9 protein-coding genes are annotated in these 16,238 nt (G+C 71.6%); 6 read left to right on the top strand and 3 right to left on the bottom strand.

The genetic code is table 11. From position 1 onward, the window contains the following. The first annotated feature begins 233 nt into the window (after positions 1–233). Positions 234–932, top strand: coding sequence for a peptidylprolyl isomerase (locus IPG72_04445; protein ID MBK6768269.1), 699 nt, complete (start codon positions 234–236; stop codon positions 930–932). Positions 933–1,011: 79 nt separating this feature from the next. On the opposite strand, the gene rlmH is transcribed toward IPG72_04445, so the two are convergent. Beyond that, complete coding sequence (gene rlmH / locus IPG72_04440) at positions 1,012–1,491, bottom strand: 23S rRNA (pseudouridine(1915)-N(3))-methyltransferase RlmH (protein MBK6768268.1); 480 nt, start codon at positions 1,489–1,491, stop codon at positions 1,012–1,014. Between the two features lie 85 nt (positions 1,492–1,576). Here rlmH and IPG72_04435 point away from each other — a divergent pair, with 85 nt between their 5' ends. Further along, positions 1,577–2,089, top strand: a complete 513-nt coding sequence (locus tag IPG72_04435; protein ID MBK6768267.1) for a DUF1761 domain-containing protein — start codon at positions 1,577–1,579, stop codon at positions 2,087–2,089. Between the two features lie 59 nt (positions 2,090–2,148). Beyond that, a complete protein-coding gene (locus IPG72_04430; protein ID MBK6768266.1) occupies positions 2,149–2,862 on the top strand; it encodes a formylmethanofuran dehydrogenase in 714 nt (237 codons plus the stop codon). Here IPG72_04430 and IPG72_04425 read toward each other — a convergent pair. Continuing rightward, on the bottom strand, positions 2,820–3,860 hold the full coding sequence (locus IPG72_04425; protein MBK6768265.1) for a methyltransferase domain-containing protein: 1,041 nt from the start codon (positions 3,858–3,860) through the stop codon (positions 2,820–2,822). The two genes, IPG72_04430 and IPG72_04425, sit on opposite strands and share 43 nt — an antisense overlap. A 272-nt stretch (positions 3,861–4,132) precedes the next feature. Here IPG72_04425 and IPG72_04420 point away from each other — a divergent pair, with 272 nt between their 5' ends. The 3 genes from IPG72_04420 (at position 4,133) to IPG72_04410 (ending at position 12,561) form a co-directional block, all read left to right on the top strand. Further along, positions 4,133–6,049 (top strand): S9 family peptidase, encoded by a 1,917-nt coding sequence (locus IPG72_04420; GenBank protein ID MBK6768264.1) that lies wholly within the window; start codon positions 4,133–4,135, stop codon positions 6,047–6,049. A 257-nt stretch (positions 6,050–6,306) separates the two neighbouring features. Next, positions 6,307–9,171: a hypothetical protein gene (locus IPG72_04415; protein ID MBK6768263.1), complete on the top strand. Its 2,865-nt coding sequence runs from the start codon at positions 6,307–6,309 to the stop codon at positions 9,169–9,171. 276 nt (positions 9,172–9,447) lie between these two features. Further along, complete coding sequence (locus IPG72_04410; GenBank protein ID MBK6768262.1) at positions 9,448–12,561, top strand: hypothetical protein; 3,114 nt, start codon at positions 9,448–9,450, stop codon at positions 12,559–12,561. Positions 12,562–12,697: 136 nt separating this feature from the next. Here IPG72_04410 and IPG72_04405 read toward each other — a convergent pair whose 3' ends face one another. Beyond that, complete coding sequence (locus IPG72_04405; protein ID MBK6768261.1) at positions 12,698–16,069, bottom strand: immune inhibitor A; 3,372 nt, start codon at positions 16,067–16,069, stop codon at positions 12,698–12,700. Positions 16,070–16,238: the final 169 nt, after the last annotated feature.

The raw sequence follows: 16,238 nt of genomic DNA, 5'->3' as shown, positions 1-16,238 counted from the left end.
AGCCTTCGCCGCCCACCCTGAACCCACCCCGATCCGCCGTGCAGGAGCTGACCATGGCCAACCGCAAGCCGTCCCGCCTCACCGAGCGCACCCATCCGCGGTACCGCGGCAGTTCGAGCGGCCCATCGACCGCGCCCGGAAGCACCAATGGCGGCGACGACAGCGCCCGCCGTTTCGCGATGATCGCGCTCGGCGCGCTCGCGCTTGCGGCCATCCTGCTCGTCGGCTTCATGATGCGGCGCGGCGACGGAACGCCGGCGACGGCGGAGCCCACTGCAGCGGCCGCAGCGCCGACGGACGCGAGCGGGCTGGCGGTCAGCACCGTGCAGGTGCCGACGGCCCCCGCACCGGCCGCGCCGGTGACGGACAAGAAGACGTACACCGAGGCGGCCGACCAGGCGCTCGACGCGGCGAACAAGAGCTACTTCGTCACGTGGGAGACGAGCAAGGGCACGATCGAGGCCGAGCTGTTCCCCGAAGAGGCGCCGATCACCGTCAACAGCTTCGCCTTCCTGGCCCGCGAGGGTTTCTACGACGGCCTGACGTTCCATCGCGTCGTGCCGGACTTCGTCGTGCAGGGCGGTGACCCGCAGGGCACCGGCATGGGCGGTCCGGGCTATGAGATCACGGGCGAGTTCATCGCGGACAACCCGATCCCGCACAGCGTCGGCTCGCTGGCGATGGCACGGGGGGGAGAGCCGGACTCCGCCGGCAGCCAGTTCTACTTCGTGCTCAACCGCGAGAGCGCGGCGCAGCTCGACGGCAGCTACGCCGTGTTCGGCCAGGTCACCAAGGGCATGGACGTCGTCCGCCAGCTGGCGGTCGGGGACGTGATGACGAAGGTGACGGTCGTCGAGAAGTCGAAGGCGGAGAGCATCACCTCGGCCGATGCGATTCGCGCCGGCACGCTGCCGGAGGGTGTTGCACCGTAAGGTTGCCCGACACGATTGGCGGGCGGTGCCCGACGCGAAGGATTGGGGCACAGCGTACCGCCGGCCCGAACACGTGTCTTCAGCCGGCCCGATGGTACGGATGCCCTGCCCGGACGCTCCACGCCCGATACAACGCCTCGGCCACGATCACCCGCACGAGCATGTGCGGCAACGTCAGCGGCCCGAGCGACCAGCGATCCTCCGCCCGTGCGAGACAGGCCGGCGCCAAGCCGTCGGGGCCGCCGACGAGCAGTGCGACGTCGCGTCCGTCCGTCGTCCACGTCGCCAGCCGTGCGACGACATCGTCCGTCGACCACGCTTGGCCCTCGACGGCCAGGGCGACAACGCGGGCGGTGGGCGGCACGGCGGCCAGCATCCGCTTGCCCTCGTCGGCCACGGCCCGCGCGACGTCGGCGCCCTTCACCCGGCGCGCCACGTCGACCTCGACGAGCCGCAGCGTCACGTCGCCGACCAGGCGACGGGCGTAGTCATCGAAACCCTCGGCCACCCAGCGGGGCGGGCGGTCGCCGGCGGCGATCAGGTGGAGGCGGAGGGGCATAGGGTTGGCGTCCAGGGTATTGGGTTGGCGTCCAGGGTGACAGGGCGTGGCGATCGCCGATTGTAGCGCCTTGACAAGACTGAACATGCGTTTCATCATGCCGCCCGTCAGCGGCGCTGCCGGCATCCGGGCCACGTCAGCGACCGCGCCGACACACGAGGAGGACGGGATGGAACTGCTCGAGCACGTGAACTGGATCGCGATCGTTGTCTGTGTCGTGGCCGCCATGGCGCTTGGCTTCGTGTGGTACGGCCCGTTGTTCGGCAAGCTCTGGCTGGAGCTGATGGGCTGGGGCAACAAGAACGAGGCCGAGCTTAAGGAGATGCAGTCCAAGGCGATGCCCGGCTACGCCGTGATGGCGGTCGGCGCGGCGATCATGGCGCTGGTCCTCCATGCCGTGCTCCATGCGACCGCGGCCACGACGGTCGCCGCGGCCGCGACTGTGGCGGCCGTGCTGTGGCTCGGCTTCGTCGCGACATCGACGCTGGGCACCGCGATGTTCAGCGACACGGACAAGCGCCTCTGGGCGCTGACCGAGGGCTACGTGCTCGTGCAGATGGTGGTCTTCGCCGTGATCCTGACGCTCATGGCGGCGTGAACAGCGCCGGCACGGGCGATCGGCGCGACCCGGCTCCCCCTCCCTTCGACGTCGACGCGCTGATCGCCCGCGACCCCGCTCACCCCGCGCTGCCCGAGGCGCTCCGCCGCTCCGCCGAGCGCCACGCCCACCTCTGCCCGCGCCAGGTCCTCGGCGCCCGCCTCACCTTGGCCGGCGCGGCCGCACTCGGCATCCCACTGCCGCAAGCCGACAAGCGCCTGCTGGCCGTCGTCGAGAGCGATGGGTGCTTCAGCGACGGCGTCGCCGTGACCGCCAACTGCTGGGTCGGACGGCGGACGATGCGCGTCGAGGACTACGGGCGCGTCGCGGTGACGCTCGTCGACACGCATGGAGGCGCCGCGGTGCGGTGTCGGCCGCAGCTGGACGTTCGCACGCGCGTTGGGGCGTGGGCGGCGGATGCCGCGACCGTGGCAGCTGGCGGAAGGGACACCGGGCTTGGCATGGCCCCCATGGGCGCCGCGGGTGGGATCGAAGTCGGCGCCATCGCCCCCCGCTGGGCGGCGTACGTCCTCGGCTACCAGCGCATGCCGGACGCCGAGCTCGTCGATGTGCTGCCCGTGACGCTGACCATCGACCCGGCGGCGATCATCAGCCATCCCGATCGCCGCGCGGTCTGCGCGGTCTGCGGCGAGGAGGTCTCGAACGGCCGCGAGGTGGTGGGGCCTGCCGGCACAACGTGCGCAGCGTGCGCCGATCCGGCCGGCGCGTACTACCGATTGCGCGAACGCGGGCCGAGCAGCCACAGCGCGTAACGGCGGCGGAATCGCCAGACGACGCTCTGTTTGGCCTCGGCGAACAGCGCGCGGGGGCCGTGCTCGCGCCATGACCGCAGCGCCTTGGCCGGCAGGTGGGCCGGCGAGACGGGCGCGCCCGCGGTCGCCTCGTCGGGCGGCAGGGGCGTGATGCGGGGCGGACGGCGCGAGAACGAGGCGTCGATGAACGCGAGCGGCGTGCCGGCGGCAGGCACGTCGGACGGTGCCCGCGGGCCGGTGGCGACGAAGACGTGCGACAGCGACGGGGCGCGCAGATCGTCGGGGGCCATCGCTTCGAACGCGAAATCGGCCTCGCCCAGTCGGTTGGCGCCTGGATCGACGGCCGGATCGAGGGTCGGATCAGACGCCGGATCAGACGCCGGATCGAACGCCGGATCGAACGCCGGATCGAAGGCGACGTCGGTGCGATCGAGCCAGTGTCGGTGAGCGATTACGTCGGCGAAGTAGCGGGCGAGCGCATGCCGCCATTGCTCCGGCGACCAGATGTTCAGGTGGTACCGGTTGGACATCTGCAGGACGCGCGAGGCGTCGTCCAGCACGCCCGGGACGGCGATGACGACGGTGCCGCCGGGCGCCAGCCGCGTCCACGCGCCGCGAAAGAAGTCGTCGACGCCCCAGACGTGCTCGAGCGCGTTCGAGCTGACGATGAGGTCCCAGCCGCCCGCCGGCGCGCCGACGTCGACGACGTGGGCGAGGTCGGCGACGGCGAACGCGACGTTCGGGCGCACCGCATGGCGGCGGGCATGCGCGATCGCCGCCGGCTCGATGTCGACGCCCAGCACCGACGCCGCGCCGTGGTCCGCCAGCCACGCCGCGCCGTAGCCGGTGCCGCAGCCGGCGTCGAGGACGTGCGCGCCCTCCGCCCACTGGCCGGCGAAGCGGTAGATGCTGAGGTGGGCGAGGAACAGCGCGTTCGGAACGTCAGGCGAGACGCGCTCGCCGTCGTTGGTGATGTCGGGGGGGACGAATCGCGACATGGGAGGAATGATCCGTCGGCGATCGCAAGGCAATCGCATGAAGCATGGCCGGCGATCGCCCGGCGATGAATCGCCGGGCTACAATAGCGACGCCGGCTGAAGCCGGCTACTGTCCGGAAGCCTGTTTGGCAGGCCGAAAGCCTGTTTGGCAGGCGCAGTCTTGGCAGGCGCAGTCATTGTAGCCCGGCGATGCATCGCCGGGCGATGGTTCTCGTCTCCCCTCGGTGCGGCGTTGGCGCGCCGCATCCATCCCACTCCCCGGAGATCCACCGATGTCCTCTGTCCGCGTCCAATCGCTGCTCGCCGCGCGGCTCTTCCAGTCGCCCCAGACGGTGGGCGATCGCCTGTTCTTCTTGAGCAACCTGAGCGGCCAGCAGAGCCTGTATGCGATGGACCATGGCGGCAGCGTGCCGGAGCCGCTCCTGCCGTCCGACATCGCCCTCCACAACCCGCACCTCATCGGTGGCCATCCGTTCTACGTCCTGCCGCGGCTCGGGAAGATCGTCGTCATGATCGATCGCGATGGGGACGAGGTCTATCGGCCGCACATCGTTCCGATCGACGGCGGCTACCCGGAGCCGCTCGCCGCCGACGTCTTCGACCGGCACCGGGTCCACCTGCGGCACGTCGACGACGCGACGGCCACGGCTTACTTCGGCGCCCAGCGGCTCGACACGCCGCTCATCGAGACTTGGAAGGTCGACATCGCCGACGGCGCGGCGATCCGCATGCACGCCAGCCCATTCGGCGGCGGCGTGGCGGGTGTGAGCGAGGACGGCGCGCTGGCCGTGCTGGGCGAGGGCTACACGTTGGGCGACGGGATCCTCCGGCTGTGGCGGGCGGAGACGGGCACGGCGGACCTGCTGTTCGGAACGCCGATCGAGGACCGCGTTCCCGGCGAGGGGGTGCCGCTCCTCGGCCTCGGCGCGTGCGCGTTCGTGGATGCGGATGGCGCCATCCTGGTCACGACGACCGCCCACGACGACCGCGGCGGCATCGCCCGCCTGAACCTGGCCGCGCCCGCCGAGCTGCGGCCGGTGGCGGTCGAGGGCACGGTGCACGAAGGCGTGGGCGAGCTGACGACGTTCGAACGACTGAAGGGCGAGCGCTTCGTGCTCGGCTACAACATCGACGGCTGCGACTGGTTGTACGAGGGGGAGTACGATGCCGCGGCGCCGTGCATCCGCCTCGACCGCGTCGTCGCCGGCCGCGGCGTGCTGTCCGACGGGGTCGTCGATGCCCACCATTATGACAAGGACAGCCAGACCCACGCCCTCTCGTTCTCGACGGCGACGTCGCCGACGCAGCTCTACACGATCGGCGGCGACAGCCCGGCCCCGCAACAGCATACGCGCGAGCGCCTGCTCGGACTGCCGCGCGCCCATCTGAGCCCCGGCGAGGACGCCTCGTTCACGAGCCACGACGGGCTGCGCGTTTCGGCGCGGCTGTATCTGCCGGTCGATGCGCTCGGCTTCACCGGCCCGCGGCCGCTGGTCTACTACGTCCACGGCGGCCCGCAGGGTCAGGAGCGTCCGGACTTCGCGTGGTTCTCGATGCCGCTCATCCAACTCCTCACGCTGCGCGGCTTCGCGGTCTTCGTGCCCAACGCCCGCGGCTCGACGGGCTACGGTCAGTCGTACACCAAGCGGGTGGACCGGGACTGGGGCGGCCAGGATCGATTGGACCACGTGCACGCGATGACCGAGGTGCTGCCGAAGGACGGGCGCGTCGACGTGAAGCGCGCCGCCGTCGTCGGCCGGTCGTACGGCGGCTACATGACGTTGACGCTGGCGGCACGCCACCCCGAGCTCTGGGCCGCCGCGTGCGACATGTTCGGCCCGTATGACCTGTTCACGTTCCTCGAGCGGATCCCCGAGACCTGGAAGTCCTACTTCAAGCTGTCGCTCGGCGACCCGAACGACCCGGCCGATCACGCCTTCCTCACCGAGCGCTCGCCCAAGACGCACCTCGACGCGATCCGCTGCCCGCTCCTCGTGATCCAAGGCGCCAACGACCCGCGCGTCGTGGCCGCCGAAAGCCGGGACGTCGTCGAGCGCCTCAAGGCGGACGGCAAGGATGTCGAGTTCCTGCTGTTCGAGGACGAGGGACACGACGTCCTCAAGCTCGCGAACCGGGTGCGGTGCTATGACGCGATAGCGGAGTTCTTCGAGGCAAAACTGGGCGCATAGCGGGCAGGGTGCGGCGCGCTCGTCGTCGACGCCATCCGCGGCCTCGTGCCGTCGCGATGTGGGTGGGCGGCCGGATGTTCGTGCGCTTGGCGACGACGGACGGCACAGCGGGCGCGTGAGGCCGCGCAACCGAGCGTCGCGCCGTTTGCGCCCGCTTGCTTTGGCCGCTACCGTCGTGGGTCGGAGCATCCGTTCGTTCAGTCCTGCGTCTTCTACCGTGCACCCAACCGCTCCGTCAAGGCACCAGAACGGCCTCGATGTCGGACCGACGCTCGATCCGCTTGCCAAGTCGCCGCCCGCTCCTCGCCGCCGTCGCAGCCTGCACCCTCGCGGCGCTCGCGACCGCGCGCCCGACCCCGCCCGACGGCGTGCAGGCCGGGGCGCGACGCGTCGCGGCGCTCGGCACGTGGGTGGCGGACGCGGGTGCGCCGGCCTCGACCGGCAACATCGCAGTCGCGAACGCCAACCTGGCTTGGGCGATCGCGGGCGATCAGACGTACGTGTGGCAGTCCGGCACGTGGTCCGTCGTTTCCAACCCGCACTGGACGGGGCAGCACCTCACGGATATCTACGTCCGTGACGCGGACCACGCCTGGATCGCCGGTTGGCGCCGGATCAACGTGGACGGCAGCCCATGCAACTGCGGCTTCCTCCTTCGCTGGCAGAACGGCGGCTGGGAGGTCGAGCAGGAGGTGATCCCGCTGCTGATCGTGGCCGTTTCCATGCCGGAGGACGGCTTCGGGCTCGCCATCGGCTACGAAGCGCAGGCCGGCGGGGCGCGTTCGTACAAGTGGGACGGGGCGAGCTGGCAGCCGGTGGCCTTCCCAGGCTACGGCTATGCGCTGTCCGCCTCGTCCGCCGCTTCGGCGTGGGCGGTCGAGAGTCAGGGGACGCTGTACCGCTTTCAGGGCGGCACGTGGTCTTTGTGGCCCGTGGCCGGCGACCCGGTGCTCTCCACGCTTTCGGTCGTCGCCGACGATTTCGGCGTGGCGTTCGGCATCTTCGGCGAGATCCGGCACTGGAACGGCACGACGTGGCAGACGGTCACCAGCCCGATCAGCAGCGGTGTCTCCGACGTTGCCCTCGCGTCGCGCACCGAGGGTTGGACCGTCGGCGGACCTGCCGTGACGCTTCGCTGGGACGGCGTCCAGTGGGCGGCCTCGAACGATCCCGTCGCGCATCAGCTGCACACGATCGCGATGGCGCCGCCCGAAGCGGGCTGGGGGATCGGGAACGGCCTCGTCGCGCGCTACGTACCGCCCCCGCCGACGGCAACCGCCGGCCCGATGTCCACCGCCACGCCCACCCCGTCGCAAACGTACACCCCGTCGGCCACGTTCACCCCCTCGACCACGCCTTCGCCGACGCTCACCCCGTCGCCCACGCTCACGCCCTCCATCACCCCGTCGCCCACGTCAACCCGCACCTCGACGTCGACGGCCACCCCAACCCCGGTGCCGACGACGACGCCGAGCCCCGGCCCGTCGCCGACGAGCACCCGGACGAGCACGGCGACGCCGACGAGCACGCGCACGCGCACCCCCACGCGAACGTCGACCGCGACCGCGTCGCCCTCGTCGACGCGGACCGCGACGCCGACGCTGACGTGGACGCCGACACGTACGCCTACGGCGACGGCAACACCGACGTCGACCCCGACCGTCACGCGCACGCCGACCGCATCCAAGACGCCCACGGCGACACGGACGACGACGCCGACACGCACGTCGACGCCCACGCCGACCTTGTCGCCGACGCCGACGCTCACGCTGACGCCCACGCAGACGCTGACGCCGACGACCACGCGCACGTCCACGACCGTGCCGACCCAGACGATCACCCCCACGCCGCCACCACAGGTGCCCACCGCCACCGCCACGACGCCGCCGGCCGCATCGGCCACCGCCCCGTTGGCGACGGGCACGGCGATCCCGACGCCGGCCACGAGCGCAACCGCTACGGCTGCCGGACCGACGCCCACGAAGTCGGCGACGGCGACGGCGTCGGCCGCGAGTTCGACACCCACCCGGACGGCAACGGCGTCGGCGTCGGCCACCGGCCCGACGCCCACCCGGACCGCGACGGCGTCGGCATCCCCTGCGAGCCCGACACCCACCCGGACGGCGAGCAGAACGGCGACGGCGTCGGCCACCGGCCCGACGCCCACTCGGACCGCGACGGCCCCGGCCACGAGCCCGGCACCGACGCCGACACCGATCGCATCGGCCACCGGCCCGACGCCGAACACGAGCGCCACGCCGTCGGCCACGAGCCCGACGCCGACGGCCTCCGTTCCACCGACGTCGACCACGACCCCGACGCCCGTCCTCACCCCGACCCCGATCGTCCCGTCGACGTCCTTCACGATCCGCGCTTCCAACATGGCGTTCGTCCCGAACGTCGTCGCGGTCCCGCCGAGCCAGCCGATCTCGATCGCGGTGCGCAGCGACTCCGGGACGCACGACCTCGTGCTCGAACTCGGCGGCGGACAGGTCGTGTTCACGCCCGTGATCTTCCAGGGCCAGTCGTACGGCCTGAAGTTCACGTCGCCGGCCACCCCTGGCGAGTACCCGTTCTATTGCTCGGTCGCCAACCACCGCGCCCTCGGGATGACCGGCCGCCTCATCGTCGTGCCGATCGAGTCCCCGACGCCGACCGGCAGCGCAACGCCGGACGGCTCGCCTTCCCCCGACGCCACGCCCGTCCCGTCGAGTTCGCCGACGGCCGGCGGCGGGCCGACGCCCACGGCATCGAGCACCGCCCCAACCGCCGTGGCGTCGCCGACGATCGCGCCCAGCGGCTCGGCCACCGCGTCGCCCACCGCCACGACGCGGCCGGAAGCGACACCGACGCAACGTCCGACGGCCACGCAGGGCACGCCGCCGACCCCGGGGCCGACCCCCACCCGCACGCCGCTGCCGGATCCGGCCGCGAGCCCGACGGAACCGCCGCCCTGGCCGACGATCACGGGCACACCGACGCCGACGGATCCGCCGCCGTGGCCAACGTACACGCCGTCGCCAACCGGAGCGACGGCGATGCCGACGGGCGATCCGCGCGGCGGGGTGGTGTACCTGCCGGTCGTGCAGCGGAGGGTGATGTTCGGGCTGGACTGGCCGTAGCGCGACATGGGCGAACGATCTCCCGGAGACGGGCCGCATATCTAACCGAGAGTCGAGGCGGATCTAACCGAGAGTCGCCGCATATCTAACCGAGAGTCGAGGCGGATCTAACCGAGACACGGGTCGGCCCTTACCGAGATGCAGCGCCACGCTCGGCAAGACTCGAGCCGACCGCCATCGAGCCGCGTCCATTGCAGGCCGCTACCCCGTTCGCGCACTCGGTGATAACGTCGTCCGCGTTGCACCGCCCTGCTCACCCCACCGTGGAGGTCCGTCATGCCCGGGTCCGCCCTGCGCCCCATCACCGCTCCCGTCGCCGCCGCCCTCCTCCTCGGCATCCTGGCGGCGGCCCCTTCGCCGGCCGCGCCTCACGCTGCGGCGCGCACCGCTCAGTCGACACCGAGGATCTACCTCCCCCTCGTCGGCCACTACACCCGCGGCGAGCTCGTCGCGCCGCTGCCGGCCGCCGGCCCGACGGCAACCGCGACCGCCATGGGCAGCGGCATTCCGACATCGACCGCCACGCGCCCGGGCACGCCGCCCCCGACGACGCGGCCGACGACGCCCCGCCCGACCGCGACCCGCCCATCGGGCGGCACTGCCGGTGAGTGGTCCAACTTCACGCTCAGCCGGGACGTGACGGCGCTGGCCTTCGACGCCAAGGCAAACCGGTTGTGGGCGGGCACGACGTCGGGCCTCGTGGCGTGGGACGTCCAGGCCCACACGAGCGAAAAGTTCACCGTGGCCGAAGGCCTGCTGACGAACTACATCACCGCCGTCGCCGTCGATGCGCAGAACCGGGTCTGGGTAGGCCACGACCTGGGCGTCAGCGTGTCGGAGGACGGCCGGGACTGGCAGGCGCTGCGCGAGGAGGACGTCGTGCTCGATGTCGCCGTCACCGCCATCGTCGGCGACGCGGACGGCGGGACGTGGTTCGGCACGGCGGCAGGACTCGTGCAGCGCACGCCCGACGGCCTGTTCGAGCGCGTCGAGACACCCGAGTCCGTCGTGGATGCGCCCATCACGAGCGCGCTCGGCGACACGGCGGGCAACCTCTGGTTCGGCACGGACGGGCAAGGGCTGGCCATGCGCGCCGCCATCGGCGCCTGGCGCACGTTCACCGAAGCCGACGGGCTGCCGGACGCGGGCGTCTTCAGTTTGGCGCGCGATAATACGGGCCGGCTGTGGGCCGGCACCGGCGCCGGCCTGGCCCGGCTCGAGCCGGACGGCACGTGGACCGTCGTGGACAAGTGGCGCGGCGACACCGGCACGAAACCGATCGAGCGCGTCACCGCCCTTGCCGTTGCCGCGAGCGGCGACGTCTGGCTGGCCGCGGAGGACATCGTCCTGCGCCTGCCGGCCGGCATGCGTGAAGCCGTCGACAGCAGCCAGGAGAGGCTCGCCCCGGCCAAGGCGATGGCCGCGACACCGGACGGAGCCGTCTGGTTCGGCCTCGAGCGGGCGCTGGTGCGGCGTGCGGCCGGCGGCGAACGGACGGACTGGCTGACGGCGGACGCCCTTCCCGCCGCCGCGGTACAAGCGATCGCCGCCGGCGAAGACGGCCGGATCTGGTTCGGCACGGCGAACGGCGTCGCGCGGTCGGATCCCGACGGCGGCTGGCGCCAGATCGTCTCGTCCGCCGACGGGTGGGGGTTCAGTGGGACGGCTGTCGGCGCGGACGGCCACGCTTGGGTCGTTGGAGGCGACGGGCTCATCGAAGTCGATCCGTCCGGGGAACAGCGTCTCCACCATGTCGACGGGCAGCTGCCGTTCACGCACATCGACGCCGTGTCGCTCGACCGGAACGGGCGACCGTGGATCGGCATTCACACGAGCACGACCGGGCCCAACGTCGCGTGGCGGGAAGCGGACGGGCGGTGGCAATCCGTCGAGCTGCGAAGCGGATTGAGCGGTCGGCGCTTTCCCTACATCGGATCGATCGCATTCGACCTGGAAGGCGCGCTGTGGGTCGGTTCGCTCTCCGGCTTGGTGCGCCGCGAGGCCGACGGCACGCTGACGGCGTACAGCACGCGAACCGGCCTGTTCTCCGACCTCGTTCAGTGCATCGAGGTGGACGCCGCGGGCCGCGTCTGGGTCGGAACATTGGGCGATTACAACTTCAGCAACCTGCAGTGGGAAAACGGCGGCCTCCACATGTACGACCACGGCACGTGGACGAAGTTCACCAAGGCCGACGGCCTGATCGCGAACGGCGACGTCTACGCTGTCGCCTTCGACGACCACGGCGGCACCTGGATCGCCACCAAGGACGGCCTGAGCTACCGCGACGGTGCCGGCAAATGGACCAGCCACACGACGGCCGACGGGCTGCCGGCAGGCGGTTTGGTGCTCGACGTTGCGGTCGACAAGGGCGGCGACGTCTGGGCCGTGGTCCCCGGCACCGCCGAGCTCCCAGACACCCACATCGGTCACCTCCCCAAAGGCGGCAGATGGGAAAGCCTCTCGATCCAGATCGGACCGACGGACGACAACCGCATCCGCTCCGTCACGGCCGACCCGAAGGGCGGGGTCGTCTTCGCCGGGTTGAATCACGCGGTCTGGCAAGCCCCGGACGGAGCGCGCCGTGCCGCGTTCGCCGGCGTCGACCTCGTCGACGTGCGGGCGGCGGCCGAGGACGGTGCAGGCAACGCCTACTTCGGCACGCCGCGCGGCCTCGTGCGGCGGTCAGCCGCCGGGACGTGGCGGACGTGGACCACCTACGAGGGCCTGCCGGATGGCGAGATCCGTTCGATCGAGGTCGATGCGGCGGGCAGCGCCTGGATCGGCCTGACCGAGCGGGAGTCGAACGGCGGCGCGGTGACCGCCGGCGGCGGGGTTGCCCGCCTCGATGTCGCCGGGGCGTGGACCCATTGGTCGATGCAGGACGGCGTCGCCTCGAACCGCGTGAACGATATCGCCCTCGGCGCCGGCGGCGTGCTGTGGGCCGCCACTGAGCCCGAAACGGATGGCGGGACGGTCGGCGGCGGGGTCAGCCGGCGCAGCGCGGACGGCACATGGTCCACGTTGGACGAAGCGGACGGCCTGGACGAACTCTTCACGACCGGCATCGCGGCCGGCGACGAAGGCGTGATCTGGGTCAGCAGCACCGACGGCGTCCGGCGCCGCGACGCAGACGCCACGTGGACGTTCTTCGGCAGCCGCGACGGCCTGCCGTCAGGCGAGGTCGCGGCGATCGAACTCGACGGCGCCGGCGACCTCTGGGTCGGCACGTCCAACGGCGCCGGTCGGCTGCACCCGGACGGCACGATCGACACGTACGGCCCGGCGGAGGGTCTGGGCGATGTCGAGGTCCGGTCGATCGGGGTGGGTGAGACGGCGGTGTGGTTTGGGCATCTGTTTCATGGGGTGAGTCGGATGATGTTGCGGTAACCCCAATCCGGCGGGCAACGAACCGCGCGATCCTCCGCGCGGACATCGGTAGGGGCACGGCACGCCGTGCCCCTACCGATGGTCATAGCGCAGGGCGGTCAAGGGTCGTGAATCGGAATGTGGATGCACAACGCCGTCACGGCCTCTCCCCCCACGGCAACCACACCGTCGGCCGCCGCTCCGCCGGCCCGAGGAGGCCGCGGATCAGGCGCCCGACGACGGCGTTGCGCAGGTCGGTCGAGGCGATCCCCTCGAGCCCGAAGCCGAGGAACACGGTGTCCGGCGTCGAGATCCCGGCACCCGGCTGGTTGTCGGCGGCCGTCACGCGGCGGAAGTCGTTGGCGTTGGCAGGGCTGCCTTCGGGCGGACCGGCCGATCGCCAGCCGTCCAAGCCGGCCTCGAACGACGCGATCGCGCCGCCCGGAATGCGGATCGTGTCGATCGCCACGCCCGCCGTGTCCACCCAGCTGACGTGGCTGATCGCGACCTCGACCTGCTTGCCGGCGAACGGAGCGAGGTCGATCGACCACTCCTCCCAACCGGCGGATTCGCCGCTGCTGGCGTGCCAGGTGCCGGTCGTGCCGGTGGGCGTGCAGTTCACCGGCACGCGCTCGCCCTGGCGGGTCAGGTAGTGCGCCAGCTGCGGATGGCGGGTGTACCAGTCAGCGTAGCGGCACGCCGAGAGCTGCGCGCCGGTCCGGGTGTGGCCGTTGGCATCGGGCAGCGTCGTCCAATCGTCCTGCCCAACCGTGTGCGCCTCGACGAACACCGTGTTCCACGGGTCGTAGCCGCCGTGCTTGATGCGGAACACCAGGCGCTTGTCGGCAACGGCTCCGGCCGGCACGTCGATCGTGCGCATGAGCCGAAGGTAGCCCTCGCCGACGCGACCCGAATCCAGGAAGTACTGGCCGTCGGGGGCGTCCTGACCCGCCCAGAGCGCGGTCAGGCGGCTCTCGAACTGCGGGTAGATGTCGATCGAAAGGGTGCCGCTGGTGGGAGAGAGCGCCGCGCTGTGCGTGGGTGTGACGACGCCGGCACCGCCGAACGACCAGCGCAGGCCGTCCAGCGGATCGCCATCACCGAGGCCGTCGGCCACCGGCACGGGCGGGACGACCTCGGGGGTGCGTGACCAGCCGTCCAGCGTCCAGCCGGCGGCGTCGCCGGCGCCGTCGAGGTCGTCGCGGTAGCGCTCGCCGGACGCGTCCGTCACGGCCAACGCGTCGACCCACCAGCCGGCCGAGATCGTGCCCCAGTCGGAGAGGAAGCGCAGGCGGAGCCGCACGGCCTGACCGGCGTACGTCGACACGTCGTAGCGCAGCCGCGCGTGCCCGACGCCGCTGAGCGCCGGACCCAGGTTCGTGTCCGACTCCTCGGTGCTGACGACGGTTCGTCCGTCCATTTCGGGCAGCACCGTCCACGTCGATCCGCCGTCGGTCGAGGCTTCGACGTAGCCGTTGTCCCAGTCCGTCTCGAGGTCCCAGTCCGCGTCGAACGCGAACACGACCGGCGCCTGCATCGCGGCCAGGTCGAAGTCACGCCACACACTGTGCTCGACGACATCGCCCGTGCCCGACCACAAGCCGCCGCCCGTGCCGTCGCCTGCGCGGTTCGGGAACGTGTACCCCGGTCGGGCCAGGCCGGCGTACGTGTACGCGCCCAGGTAGTACTGCAGGAAGTCGTTGGACAGCGGGACGCAGTTCGCCTCCGGGTGATCCGGACCGCACGGCACATCGCTTTCGGGATCGAAGACGTATCCGGCGGCGTACTGCGAGCCCGCGTACTGGCCGGCGTAGAGAAGCTTGCCGCCCTCGTTCACGTAGTCCCGCATCGCCAGCACGGTGTCGTTCGCCAGCCGCGAGACCGTGCCGCCCGCCATGCCGGGGGCGGCGGTGGCGATGTCGTCGCCGGTGTACCACAGCACGGCGTCGTAGTGGCCGAGGACACCGAGCGGATGCGGCGCGACGCGGCCGCGCGCGTCGATGTCGTAGGCGTCGGCGGCGATGCCGTTGGCGGCGAGCGCGTCGATGTGGGCGGCGAGGTGGCTCGGGCCAGCGGCCTTGGCGTGTGTCGGGAACGCACCGGTGTAGTCCTCGGCGGCGACGACGAGCACGCGCGCGGTCGTGTCGGACGCCAACGTGTAGGTGAAGGCGGTCGACGTCACGTCGCCGGCGGTGAACCAGACCTCCACGGAGTCGCCAGGCTTGGCCCCCGTGACGGTGCCCCGGACGCGGTGGTAGTGGATGTCGCCGGCGTCGCCGTATCGCTCTCCGCCGTCCCACTCCGCCGTGGACGCCGTCTGCTCCGCGCCGCCGGCGATGCGGTAGTGCAGCGTGACGTCGCCCAAGTAGCGCGCGGCGTTCACCTGGACGGGCTGCGGGTCGCCGTACGACGTCGTGAAGGCATCCACGTAGAACGGCGCGACGGTGTTGCCGAGGTGGCTGACGGGGTGCGCCGGGTCAGCGGCCGAGGTGGCGATATCCATGGCAAATGGCAGGTTCTTCACGAACTCCGCCTGCACGAGCGCTTCGTCGTCCGGGAAGACGAACCCGCCGCCGCTGCCGCCGTCGCTCAGCTCGGGCGTGAAGCACGTGACGTGCGCGACGGAGATCGCGTAGTCGCACGTCTCGCCGTTGGTCGTGTAGAGGCGGGCGCTGAGCTCGGGCACGAAACCTGGGATGGCAGGCTCGGCCGGCGTGCCGGCCAGCGCCGCGTGGATCGGCGTATCGGCGCTGACGGTTTCGACCTGCCAGCCGAGACCGTAGAGGATGAGCTGCGCCACGGAGTGGTAGTTCACGAGGAACTGGAACGGGACGCGCTCCAGCAGGCCGACGATCGCCTGCGTCTCGGGCTCCGACCCCGCCGCCGGGCCGCGGTAGGTCTGCGCCCCCGGCTGGCTGCCCGAGCCCTCCTCGTCGTACCCCCAGTGCTCGGGGTAGTTGCGGTTCGGGTCGACGCCGTCGTTCGGGTCGAACGCGCCGTCGCCGTTGTTGTCCCGCATCGTCTTGCGCCACAGTCGGTTGTCGGCCGTGAACGTGTGCTCGTACCCGTCCGGGTTGGCGACGGGCACGAACCAGAACTCGCGGGAGTCGACAAGTGCGGTGACTGCGTCATCGGTCCCGTACCCGTCGACGAAGTGCTCGAGCAGCCGCCACGCCACCTCGGGGCCGATCCACTCCCGCGCATGCTGCAGCGCCATGTAGAGCACGGCCGGCCGCGTCCCGTCCGGCGTCGTGCGCGCGTCCTTCGTCACCTTGAGCGCGACGATCGGCCGCCCCTGGACCGACGTGCCGATGACGACGTGCTTGACGAGCTGCGGATGGGCCGTGGCGATCTCGTCGGCCTGCTCGCGAAACCCACCCGGCCCGTCGTACTTCCGCCAGACGGCAAAGCCGTCCTCCGCCTGCTCGGCCGCCAGCTGCGAGGCCGTGCGCCCGAGCGTATCGCGCCACAAGGCGATCGGCAGCCGGCGATCCGCCTTGAGGCGGCGCGCATCCTCGGCCGTGAGCACGAGGTCGACGTCGTAGCCGCCTGCGGCCGGCCGGACGGCGGCGATGTCGCGGCCCTCGCGGCGGAGGCGCTCGAAGGCGGGGGCGTCGACGTGGACGGTGTATTGGTCGAGGGCGACGGCGACGGGTGGGGCTGAAACGATGGGGGCGATCGGGACGACTTGACCTTGG

Source organism: Candidatus Avedoeria danica (assembly GCA_016703025.1).
Lineage (GTDB): Bacteria > Chloroflexota > Anaerolineae > Epilineales > Epilineaceae > Avedoeria > Avedoeria danica.
This window is presented reverse-complemented; position numbering and strand designations above follow the sequence as displayed.